This window comes from Paracoccus onchidii, from assembly GCF_028294535.1.
Taxonomy (GTDB): Bacteria; Pseudomonadota; Alphaproteobacteria; order Rhodobacterales; family Rhodobacteraceae; genus Paracoccus; species Paracoccus onchidii.
In genome coordinates this window covers 1-12,102 of the sequence record NZ_JAQBIE010000007.1, presented here as the reverse complement: position 1 = coordinate 12,102, position 12,102 = coordinate 1, and the positions used below count along the sequence as shown (strand labels likewise).

Below are 12,102 nucleotides of genomic sequence, written 5' to 3'. Positions count from 1 at the left end.
GTTATGTAACGAAGCCCCGCAAACCGAGGCTTTTCGCCTTATGGTTGTTACATTTCACCTATTGCACCGCGTTTTCCGCCGGTTTGCGCGCGATCCATAAGCAAATGGTCCAGAACGACACAGGCCGCCATCGCCTCGGCAACGGGCACCGCGCGAATGCCGACACAGGGGTCGTGGCGCCCCTTGGTGATCAGGTCGATTTCCTCGCCCATTCGGTTGATTGTCTTGCGCGGTGTCGTGATCGAGCTGGTCGGTTTGACCGAAAACCGAACCGCAATGTCCTGCCCGGTCGAAATGCCGCCCAGAATCCCACCAGCATGGTTGGACAGGAATATCGGCCCATCCGGTCCCATGCGCATTTCATCCGCATTCGCGGTGCCCGTCAGCGCGGCGGCGGCCATTCCTTCGCCGATCTCGACGCCTTTGACAGCATTGATCGACATCATCGCCGCAGCCAGATCGGTATCCAGCTTGGCATAGACCGGCGCGCCCAGTCCGGGCGGGCAGCCCGCAATCAGAACCTCGACGGCGGCGCCAACACTGTTTTGCGATTTGCGGATGCCATCCAGATAATCCGACCAGGCCGATACCGCCGTGCTGTCCGGCAGGAAGAACGGGTTCTCAGATATCGCGGTCGCATCAAAGCGATCACGGTTCAGCCGCATCTCGCCCATCTGAACCATATAGCCGGTAATCGAAAGCGTGGGCAGCAGATGTGCCAGCACGGCCTGCGCCACCCCACCTGCCGCGACGCGCGCCGCAGTTTCGCGCGCGCTCGAACGTCCGCCGCCGCGATAGTCACGCAGCCCGTATTTCTGGTGATAGGTAATATCAGCATGTCCGGGACGGAAACTTGTCGCGATATCGCCGTAATCCTTGGACCGCTGATCGGTGTTCTCGATCATCAGCTGGATCGGTGTGCCGGTGCTGCGGCCCTCGAACACACCCGAAAGAATGCGCACCCGGTCCGCTTCCTTGCGTTGGGTGGTGTGTTTTGACGTGCCGGGCCGGCGGCGATCCAGAAACTGCTGGATGAAATCCTCGTCCACGGGAACGCCCGGCGGCGTTCCGTCCACGGTCGCCCCAAGTGCGGGACCATGGCTTTCCCCCCAGGTGGTGAACCGGAATTCGCGGCCGAAAGTGTTATAGCTCATGCGGTGTCTCCGGACAGGGATTTGAGTTCATATATCAGTTCCAGCGCCTCGCGCGGGGTCATGGAATCGGGATGCACGTCTTTCAGGCGCGCGTCCAGAGGGCCGGCATGGGTTCCGGCAGGCGCGGGCGCAGATGCGGCGGGCGCGTTGCGGAACAACGGCAGGTCGTCGATCAGTGCAGCAGGGCGCGCCGCGCCTTCGCGCTCGCCCGATTCAAGGGCATCCAGAACTTCTCGTGCGCGCTCGACAACCGCAGCGGGCAAACCGGCAAGTCGCGCGACCTGAACACCATAGCTGCGGTCCGCCGCGCCTTTGCGCACCTCGTGCAGGAAGATCACGTCACCTTCCCATTCGCGCACTGCCACGGTCGCGTTTTCCACCCCGTCCAGACGCGCGGTCAGCGCAGTCATTTCATGATAATGCGTCGCAAACAGTGCACGACAACGATTGACGGCATGCATATGTTCCATGACGGCCCAAGCGATGGACAACCCATCCCATGTCGCCGTGCCCCGCCCGATTTCATCCAGAATGACCAGGGCATGATCGTCGGCCTGATTGAGAATTGCCGCAGTTTCGACCATTTCGACCATAAAGGTCGAGCGGCCGCGTGCCAGGTCGTCAGCGGCGCCAACACGGCTGAACAATTGGCTGACCATACCGATATGGGCGCGGCTGGCGGGCACAAAGGAACCCGCCTGGGCCAGAACCGCGATCAGGGCATTCTGGCGCAGAAAGGTCGATTTACCGGCCATGTTCGGACCGGTCAGCAACCAGATGGCCGGAGTTTCGCCGGCCGTCAGATCGCAATCATTCGCGACAAAGCTTTCCGATTTCCGCTTCAATGCGCGTTCCACGACAGGGTGGCGACCGGCCTCGATCTGAAATGCGCGGCTGTTGTCGATACGTGGCCGAGTCCAGGATTCGCCCGTGGCAATATCGGCGAAACCCGCAGTCAGGTCGATCTCTGCCAACGCGCGTGCTGCCGCCCCGATCGGCCCCGCCTGCGCCAGAACCGCCGCCCGCAACTGCCCGAAAATTTCCCGTTCACCTTCAAGCGCACGGTCGCGGGCATTGAGGATCCGGGTTTCCAGTTCGGACAATTCGACGGTCGTGAAACGGATCTGGTTGGCCGTGGTTTGACGGTGGATAAAGGTCTCGTTCAGCGGTGGGGCCAGCATCTTTTCGGCATGGGTCGCCGTGGTCTCGATGAAATAGCCCAGCACATTGTTGTGCTTGATCTTCAGACTGCCAACGCCGGACAGTTCGGCATACTTTCCCTGCATTCCGGCGATGACGGCGCGGCCCTCGTCGCGCAGGCGCCGGGTCTGGTCCAGTTCCTCGTCAAAGCCGGGGGCGACAAAACCACCATCGCGCGCCAGCAAAGGCGGCTCGGCGATCAAGGCATCATCCAGCAGGTCGATCAGCTTGTCATGCCCGGTCAGATCCTGTGCCGCATCACGCAACAGCTGCGCCGCGTCGGGTTCAAGCAATTCGGCAATGCATGCGCCCTGCGTCAGACCCGCGCGAATGGCAGCCAGATCACGTGGCCCGCCCCGATCCAGCGCAAGACGCGACAAGGCGCGATCCATGTCGGGCACCCGACCCAATGCCTCGCGAAGATCGGCGGCCAGCCGACTGTTGTCGACCAACTGGGCCACCGCGTCCTGGCGGGCATGAATCTCGGCCAGATCACGCGATGGCGCACTGATACGCCGCTCAAGCAGCCGCCCACCCGCAGCCGTGACCGTTCGATCGATCGCGCTCAGCAATGATCCGTCGCGGCCACCGGACAGGGCCTGGGTCAGTTCAAGATTTCGTCGTGTTGCGGCGTCGATCTGTATCGATCCCCCCGACCGCTCGCGGACCGGAGGACGCATCAGGGGCAGTTTTCCCTTTTGCGTCATATCCAGATAATCGACGATCGCCCCCATGGCCGACAATTCCGCGCGACCGAAACTGCCGAAACCATCCAGCGTTTCCACGCCATACAAGGCACAAAGACGCCGAGCGCCCGCCGAACTGTCAAATGCGCCGGCAGGCAAATCGGTCAGCTGCGCCCCGGCATCCACGGCCAGATCATCAAGATCCGCGCCTTCAGGAACCAGCAATTCACGCGGGGCCAGCCGCGCAAGCTCGGGCGCCAGCCGCGACAACGGGCATTCCATGACCTGAAACGCCCCGGTCGAAATATCGACCCAGGCCAGGGCAGAATCATCGCGAATGCGTGCAAAGGCCGCCAGATAATTGTGGCGGCGCGCCTCTAGCAGCGTTTCCTCGGTCAGGGTTCCCGGTGTCACCAGCCGCACCACATCGCGCGCCACGACCGATTTCGATCCGCGCTTCTTGGCTTCGGCCGGGTCTTCCATTTGTTCGGCAATCGCGACCCGAAACCCCTTGCGGATCAATGTCAGCAGATAGCCTTCGGCCGCATGAACCGGCACCCCGCACATCGGGATCGGCTGCCCCGCATGCGTCCCCCGCTTGGTCAGCGCAATGTCCAGCGCCGCCGCTGCCTGCACCGCATCATCGAAGAACATCTCGTAGAAATCCCCCATGCGATAGAACAGCAAGGCGCCTGGATTTGCCTCGCGGATCGCAAGATACTGCGCCATCATTGGGGTTGGCTGATCGCTCATGAGGGTCCCTTGTTTCCGGTTGAGGGCGGTTTTAGCGATCCGGGCGGCCATTGAAAACCGCGCTTTCACCTTGCAGCATTCATCAGGCGCGGTATGTTTCCTGCATGCCTCGGGGGGCCTGTCACAAGGCTGAGACGCAGATTGCGGACCCGTTGAACCTGATCCGGTTAGCGCCGGCGGAGGGAAGGTTTCGCTGCCCTTTCTTTCGTAACCCGAATTCGAGAGGAAGCCAGATGATGACAAGACTTTCCTTGACCACCCTTGCCTTGCTGACCGCCACATCGGCAGCCGCGCAGGAAAAACCCACGCTGACCATCTATGCGGGCGATTACATCGCCAGCGAATGGGGGCCGGGACCGAAGATCGAAGAAGGGTTCGAAGCCTTTTGCGAATGCGACCTGAAATTTGTCACCGGTGATATCCTGCCCCGCATTCTGATGGAGGGCGACAAGACCGATGCCGATATCGTTTTCGGACTGAATACCGATGTGACCGCGCGCGCCCGTGCTTCGGGGCTGTTCGCACCCCACGGGCAGGATATTTCAGACCTGTCACTGCCGGTGGAATGGGGTGATGACATATTCCTGCCGTATAACTGGGGCGAAACCGCCTTTATCTATGACGAAACCCGGCTGGAGAACCCGCCCGAAAGTTTCCAGGCGCTGCTCTCGGCCCCCGAGGATCTGAAAATCGTGATTCAGGATCCGCGCTCGTCGATTTCGGGGCTGGCGCTGTTGCTTTGGGTCAAGGCCATCTATGGCGATGACACCCCCGAGGCCTGGGAAAAGCTGGCGCCCAAGGTGCTGACCGTCACGAAGGGCTGGTCGGAAAGCTATGGAATGTTCACCGAAGGCGAAGCCGATATGGTTCTGTCCTATACCACCTCGCCCGCCTATCATATCGTCGCCGAGGACGACCAAACCAAACATGCCGCGATTTTCCCCGAGGGCCATTATTTCATGGCCGAACTGGCCGCACAGGTGGCGGGTTCCGATCAACCAGAGCTGGCGCAGAAGTTCATGGACTGGATCCTGACCGAAGATTTCCAGACCTCGATCCCCCTGGCAAACTGGTCAATGCCCGCCAAGCTGGAACAGGCGAAATGGCCCGGGGTCATGCGTGACCTGCCGCGCCCGGACACCACCCTGTTCTATGACGAAACTCAGGCGGAAGACCTGCGCAAACCCGCGTTGGATGAATGGCTTCGGGCGTTCTCGCGCTAAGACGCGACGCCGCGGGGATCGCGGTCGCGGCAGCGCTGGCGGCGTTGATCCTTGGCACATTGGCGGCCGTGGCTTGGCAGGCGCGCGGCCTTTCGGCCCTGCAATCCTGGGATTGGCGCGCCGTCTGGTTTACGATCTGGCAGGCCGCATTGTCCGCCGCGCTATCGGCGGGCCTCGCGGTTCCGGTTGCGCGCGCCTTTGCGCGGCGCAGATTTCCCGGACGCGCCCTGCTTGTCACATTGCTGGGGGCGCCCTTTATCCTGCCCGTGATCGTGGCGATCATGGGCCTGATTGCCGTGTTTGGCAGAACCGGTGCCATCAACGAGGCATTGCGGGCCGTCGGCATCGGCGAGTTCTCGGTCTATGGGTGGCAAGGGGTGGTTCTGGCCCATGTCTTTTTCAACCTGCCCCTGTCGATCCGACTGATCCTGCAAGGCTGGCAATCGATTCCGGTCGAACGTTTCCGTCTGGCAGACAGCCTTGGTTTTGGCCCGGCCGATACGGCCCGGCATCTGGAATGGCCGATGCTGCGTGGCGTCCTGCCCGGAATCTGGCTGGCGGTATTTCTGGTCTGCCTGACCTCGTTTACGGTCGCCTTGGCATTGGGCGGCGGACCAGCGGCAACCACGGTCGAACTGGCAATATACCAGGCGTTTCGCTTTGATTTCGATCTTGGGCGGGCCGCGGCGCTGGGGTTGGTGCAAATCGCCCTCAGCCTTGGCGCGCTGGTATTGTCGCGGCGCATGGCGACCGCGGTCGCCTTTGGCACCGGGCTGGATCTTGCGCATGGTCCGGTCGGTCCGCGCGGCTGGCGGCGGGCAATGGATGCCGTCGCCATTCTGGCGGCCGCGCTGTTCCTGTTGTGCCCGATTGGCGCGGTCATCCTTCAAGGTTTGCCGCGCATTCCCGACCTGCCAACAGAGGTCTGGGCCGCGACACTGCGTTCGATCTGCATGGCGTTGATCTCGGCGTCGATTGCAGCGGCGCTATGCCTGGCGCTGGCGCTGACAATCGCGAAAACAAGCAATGGCTGGCTCGAGGCCGCGGGCATGTTGCCCCTTGTGGCGTCGCCGCTGGTTCTGGGAACGGGGCTTTTCATCATGCTGCGGGCCCATGTCGCGATCGATGATCTGGCCCTGCCGGTCACCGCCCTGATCAATGCTGTCATGGCGCTGCCCTTTGGCCTGCGCGCGCTGATTCCCGCCGCCCGATCACTTCGCGCCGATTACGGACGCCTGGCCGATTCGCTGAACATGACGGGGCTGGCGCGCTTGCGCCTGCTGACCCTGCCCCGACTTGCCGCGCCATTGGGGTTTTCCACCGGATTGGCCGCGGCATTGGCCATGGGCGATCTGGGGGTGATTGCCCTTTTCGCCACCGACCAGCCGACTTTGCCGCTGAAATTGTATCAGCTGATGAATTCCTATCGCATGACCGATGCGTCTGCCTGCGCGGTGTTGTTGATGTCCATCAGCTTTGCCCTGTTCTGGCTGTTTGACCGAGGAGGACGCCTTGCTTGATCTGCGCGGACTGCGCCTGATGCGCAACGGCTTTCAATTTGCTGCCGACCTGTCGATCGAACCCGGCGCCCGGATCGCCGTGATCGGTCCTTCGGGGTCGGGAAAATCAACATTGCTGTCGGTGATAGGCGGATTTCTTGCACCCGATGCGGGATCCGTGGCTTGGCAGGGCGCTGATCTTTCCGCCGTTTCACCCGGCCAGAGACCGGTTTCTTTCCTGTTTCAGGACCAGAACCTGTTTCCTCATCTGACCATCGGCCAGAATATCGGTCTGGGTCTGCGTCCGGATCTGCGACTGAACCGCCGGCAGCGCGAAGATGTCGAACATGTGATCGCGCAAGTGGGCCTGCAAGGCATGTCCACACGCCGCCCGGCTGAATTGTCGGGTGGGCAACAAAGCCGTGTCGCATTGGCACGCGTGCTGTTGCGGGCACGGCCCATCCTGTTGCTTGACGAACCGTTCGCCGCACTTGGTCCGGCGCTGAAGGCCGAGATGCTGAAACTGCTGGGTGATATCGCGACCCGAACCGACGCCACCGTTCTTATGGTCACGCATGATCCGGCGGATGCGCGCAGCTTCGCCGATCGGACCATCCTGGTGGATGACGGCAAGGTGCATCCCCCTGCCCCGACCAACGAGCTGCTGGAATCGCCGCCACCCGGCCTGCGGGCCTATCTTGGGCAATGATGGATGCGCGACGGATCTTGGGGCCGCCCGACCGCGTGACATTTCGGCCGATTTTCCGGATGCCGGCGCGCTATCCGCATCGGCGAAACGGGTCGGCAACCGACATTCTGTCGCCTTGATGGTCGCTGACCCTTGCACAGCCGCGTGTCATGATTATAAACCCGATCGATTTTGCGCCGCCCCCAAAAAGCCCCGGAGTCCTCCATGCCAAAGCGTACCGATATCAAATCTATCCTGATCATCGGGGCTGGGCCCATCGTGATCGGGCAGGCTTGCGAGTTCGATTACTCGGGGGCACAGGCCTGCAAGGCGCTTCGCGAAGAGGGTTATCGGGTCATTCTGGTCAACTCGAATCCGGCAACGATCATGACCGATCCGGAAATGGCAGACGCCACCTATATCGAGCCGATCACCCCCGAAGTCGTCGAAAAGATCATCGCCAAGGAACGTCCCGACGCGCTGTTGCCGACGATGGGCGGGCAGACCGGCCTGAACACGGCGCTGGCGCTGGCGGATTCAGGTGCGCTGAACCGCTATGGGGTTGAACTGATCGGCGCACAGCGCACCGCCATCGAAATGGCAGAAGACCGCAAGCTGTTCCGCGAAGCGATGGACCGCATCGGTTTGGAAAACCCGCGCGCGACCATCGTCGCCGCACCAAAGCTGGCCAATGGCAAATACGACATTTCGGCAGGCGTTGCGCAGGCGATGGATGCGCTGGAAGATATTGGCCTTCCGGCCATCATCCGCCCCGCCTTTACCCTTGGCGGAACCGGCGGCGGGGTTGCCTATAATCGCGACGATTACGAACGTATCGTGCGTTCGGGGCTGGATGCCTCGCCCGTTGCGCAGGTGCTGATCGATGAAAGCCTGCTGGGCTGGAAGGAATACGAGATGGAGGTTGTGCGCGACCGCGCCGACAACGCCATCATCGTCTGCTCGATCGAGAACGTGGATCCGATGGGGGTGCATACGGGCGATTCGATCACTGTTGCCCCGGCGCTGACCCTGACCGACCGCGAATATCAGATCATGCGCAATGGCAGCATCGCCGTGCTGCGCGAGATCGGCGTCGAAACCGGCGGCTCGAACGTGCAATGGGCGATCAACCCCGCCGACGGCCGGATGGTCGTGATCGAGATGAATCCGCGCGTCTCGCGTAGTTCCGCACTGGCGTCGAAGGCCACGGGCTTCCCGATTGCCAAGATCGCCGCGAAACTGGCCGTCGGCTATACGCTGGACGAGCTGGACAATGACATCACCAAGGTGACGCCGGCCAGCTTCGAGCCTTCGATCGACTATGTCGTCACCAAGATCCCGCGCTTTGCCTTCGAGAAGTTCCCCGGCAGCAAGCCCGAACTGACCACGGCCATGAAATCGGTGGGCGAAGTCATGGCGATTGGCCGCAGCTTCCACGAATCGCTGCAAAAGGCGCTGAGCTCGATGGAAAACGGGCTGTCGGGTCTGGATGAAATCGTCATCGAGGGGGCGGCTGAACAGGGAAAGCCCGCCGTGATTGCCGCGCTGTCCCAGCAAACACCGGACCGCCTGCGCATCATCGCCCAGGCAATGCGCTTTGGCATGACCGATGATGAAATCCAGCGGGTCACAAGCTTTGATCCGTGGTTCCTTGCCCGCCTGCGCGAAATCGTAGATGCTGAAAACGGCGTGCGCGACAACGGCCTGCCCACGGATGCCGATCAGCTGCGCGGCCTGAAAATGATGGGCTTCACGGATGCGCGGCTTGCGCAACTGACCGGTCGCGAAGAATCCGAGATCCGTCGCGACCGTCTGGCCGCCGATGTGCGTCCCGTCTTCAAGCGCATCGACACCTGCGCCGCCGAGTTCGAGGCGCAAACCCCATATATGTATTCCACCTATGAAGCCGCAGCGATGGGCGACGTGGAATGCGAATCGCGCCCGACGGATGCCAAGAAAGTTGTCATCCTTGGTGGCGGCCCGAATCGGATCGGTCAGGGGATCGAATTCGATTACTGCTGCTGCCACGCCTGTTTCGCGCTGACCGATGCGGGCTATGAAACGATCATGGTCAACTGCAACCCCGAAACCGTGTCGACCGATTACGACACCTCGGACCGGCTGTATTTCGAACCCCTGACACTTGAACATGTGCTGGAAATCCTGCGGACCGAACGCGACAATGGCACGCTGCATGGCGTCATCGTGCAATTCGGTGGCCAGACGCCGCTGAAACTGGCGAATGATCTGGAAGCCGAGGGAATCCCGATCCTGGGCACCACGCCCGATGCCATCGATCTGGCCGAGGACCGCGAACGTTTTCAGGATCTGCTGAACCGGTTGGAGCTGAAACAGCCCATCAACGGGATCGCCCATAGCGACGAAGAAGCCATTGCCATTGCGGAACGGATCGGCTTCCCACTGGTCATCCGCCCATCCTATGTTCTGGGCGGTCGCGCGATGGAAATCGTGCGGGATATGGACCATCTCAAGCGCTATATCACGCAGGCCGTGGTGGTTTCGGGCAAGAACCCGGTTCTTCTGGACAGCTATCTGGCCGGTGCGATCGAAGTTGACGTTGACGCACTTTGCGATGGCGAGAATGTCCATGTCGCGGGCATCATGGAGCATATCGAAGAAGCCGGCGTTCATTCCGGCGACAGCGCCTGTTCGCTGCCCCCCCATACGCTGGATCAGGCAACGATCACCGAATTGAAGCGCCAGACCGAGTTGATGGCACGCGGTTTGCGCGTCGTCGGCCTGATGAACGTGCAGTTCGCGCTGAAGGACGGCGAGATCTTCGTGCTTGAGGTGAACCCGCGTGCGTCGCGCACCGTGCCTTTCGTGGCCAAGGCGACCGACAGCGCCATTGCCTCGATCGCCGCGCGTCTGATGGCGGGTGAGCCGATGTCGAACTTCCCGGCACGCGATCCCTATCCCGAAGGCGTTGGCCCCGAAGATGACCTGCCTTTCGCCGATCCTCTGACGCTGGCAGATCCGATCACGCCCTGGTTCTCGGTCAAAGAGGCGGTGCTGCCTTTCGCACGCTTCCCCGGCGTCGATACGCTGCTTGGCCCCGAGATGCGCTCGACCGGCGAAGTCATGGGTTGGGATCGCAATTTCCCGCGGGCCTTCCTGAAGGCGCAGATGGGCGCTGGAAGCGTGCTGCCGCATGAAGGCCAGGTGTTCCTGTCGGTCAAGGACGCGGACAAGACCGATGCCTTGGCCCAGGCCGCCCGAGATCTGACCCAAATGGGCTTCAAGGTAATCGCAACCTCGGGCACCGCAGATTTTCTGGCGGCCCAGGGCGTTGAAGCCAGCCGTGTGAACAAGGTTTATGAAGGGCGCCCCAATATCGTTGATCGTCTCAAGAACCAGGATATCGCCATGGTTCTGAACACGACCGAAGGCGCACAGGCCATCGCGGATTCGCGTGAAATCCGGGCTGTCGCTCTGTATGGCAAGATCCCCTATTTCACCACGGCCGCAGGCAGCATTGCAGCCGTCGCCGCGATCAAATCCCGCGAAGAAGGCGAGGTCGGCGTCCGCTCATTGCAGGCCTGATCACCAACATCGCAAGCACAGGAACAGGGCGCGGCCGATCATGGCCGCGCCCTGCGTCTTGTTGCGTGAATGATCAGAGAATGAAATCCCCGGCCCAGTAATCATTGGCACTATCTGAACCATCCGATATTCGGACCGTCATCTCCGGTGCGGAATCATCATCGGTATTGACACGCAACCATGTTTCACTGCCGACATCCTGCATCCAGATCGTACCGGCACCGCCATTGGTGGTACCGCTAAAACTAAAGGCCTGATTGCCTGCAGCAGTGGTGTCCGCATCGATAGAAGACAAATCAATCCGGTCCTCGGTTGCAGAAACAAGATTGATACCCGCCCCCTGGAAATCGGTAATCCGATCATAGTTCCCGGAACTGCCAAAGGGAGATTCCGACGTGCTGTAAAAGCGGAACGTGTCCTCGCCGCCGCCACCCGTCAGCGTATCGGCGCCCTGACCGCCCACCAGCGTGTCATTCCCCGAGTTACCCTTGACGATATCATCGCCCGCTCCACCATGCACAAAGTCATGCCCGCTGCCACCGAACACGCGGTCATCACCTGAATTGCCGTAGGCGCGGTCGTTCCCTGACTGCCCGTAAACGCGGTCATCGTCATTCTGACCATACAGGAAATCATTCCCGGTACGACCATAGATGCTATCTTCGCCATCGCCGCCATAGATGGCGTTGCCGAACGAAGTTCCCATCAGCTTGTCGTCACCATTCCCCGAGCGCAAATGCTCGAACTGGGTAAAGCTTTCACCGGAATAGTTGGTCGTGCCTGTCTCCATGTCGATTTCGTAATCGCCATTGAAGGTGGTCGTGTTCAGCCAGTCCGTGCCGGAACCACCCCGCAGCGTTTCCGCCGAGCCAAGACCCGCATAGACATAATCGTTGCCGCTCTGGCCGTCATAAACACCCGTCCCGCTGGACCGGATCGTGTCATGGCCAGAGCCACCATAGACCGTATCGCGACCTCCGCCGCCGGTCAGGTGATCATTGCCCGCGCCGCCATTGATATAGTCGTTGCCGCCAAGCCCGTCGATCCGGTCATTGCCGCCGCCGCCATAGATCCGGTTCGCCCCGGATGTCCCCGTAAGCGTGTCATTGCCGGAACCGGAAAGAAGGTTCTCGAACTGGGTAAAGCTTTCCCCGGCGTAATTCGTCACCCCGGTCGTCATGTTGACGTTGTAATTGCCGCTGAACGACGTCGTATTCAGCCAGTCCGTGCCGGAACCACCCCGCAGCGTTTCCGCCGAGCCAAGACCCGCATAGACATAATCGTTGCCGCTCTGGCCGTCATAAACACCCGTCCCGCTGGACCGGATCGTGTCGT

General features: G+C 61.3%; 7 protein-coding genes and 1 riboswitch. Of the genes, 4 read left to right on the top strand and 3 right to left on the bottom strand.

Features of this window, described 5'->3' with window-relative positions:
- Window positions 1-47: 47 nt before the first annotated feature.
- Complete coding sequence (gene aroC, locus PAF17_RS06145; RefSeq protein ID WP_271888213.1) at window positions 48-1,154, bottom strand: chorismate synthase; 1,107 nt, start codon at window positions 1,152-1,154, stop codon at window positions 48-50.
- A complete protein-coding gene (gene mutS / locus PAF17_RS06140) occupies window positions 1,151-3,793 on the bottom strand; it encodes a DNA mismatch repair protein MutS (protein WP_271888212.1) in 2,643 nt (880 codons plus the stop codon). Before mutS ends, aroC begins: the two co-directional genes overlap by 4 nt.
- Before the next feature lie 100 nt (window positions 3,794-3,893).
- Window positions 3,894-3,995, top strand: a riboswitch (TPP riboswitch).
- Between the two features lie 34 nt (window positions 3,996-4,029).
- On the opposite strand from mutS, the gene PAF17_RS06135 reads away from it, so the two are divergent.
- The 4 genes from PAF17_RS06135 (at window position 4,030) to carB (ending at window position 10,767) form a co-directional block, all read left to right on the top strand.
- A complete protein-coding gene (locus PAF17_RS06135; protein WP_408636383.1) occupies window positions 4,030-5,016 on the top strand; it encodes a thiamine ABC transporter substrate-binding protein in 987 nt (328 codons plus the stop codon).
- Complete coding sequence (locus tag PAF17_RS06130; protein WP_271888210.1) at window positions 4,992-6,536, top strand: ABC transporter permease family protein; 1,545 nt, start codon at window positions 4,992-4,994, stop codon at window positions 6,534-6,536. Before PAF17_RS06135 ends, PAF17_RS06130 begins: the two co-directional genes overlap by 25 nt.
- Complete coding sequence (locus tag PAF17_RS06125) at window positions 6,529-7,224, top strand: thiamine ABC transporter ATP-binding protein (RefSeq protein ID WP_408636382.1); 696 nt, start codon at window positions 6,529-6,531, stop codon at window positions 7,222-7,224. The genes PAF17_RS06130 and PAF17_RS06125 overlap by 8 nt, the downstream gene beginning before the upstream one ends.
- A 204-nt stretch (window positions 7,225-7,428) precedes the next feature.
- Window positions 7,429-10,767 (top strand): carbamoyl-phosphate synthase large subunit, encoded by a 3,339-nt coding sequence (gene carB / locus PAF17_RS06120; RefSeq protein WP_271888209.1) that lies wholly within the window; start codon window positions 7,429-7,431, stop codon window positions 10,765-10,767.
- Window positions 10,768-10,840: 73 nt separating this feature from the next.
- Here carB and PAF17_RS06115 read toward each other — a convergent pair.
- On the bottom strand, window positions 10,841-12,102 hold a 1,262-nt coding region (locus tag PAF17_RS06115), incomplete at its 5' end, for a calcium-binding protein (protein WP_271888208.1).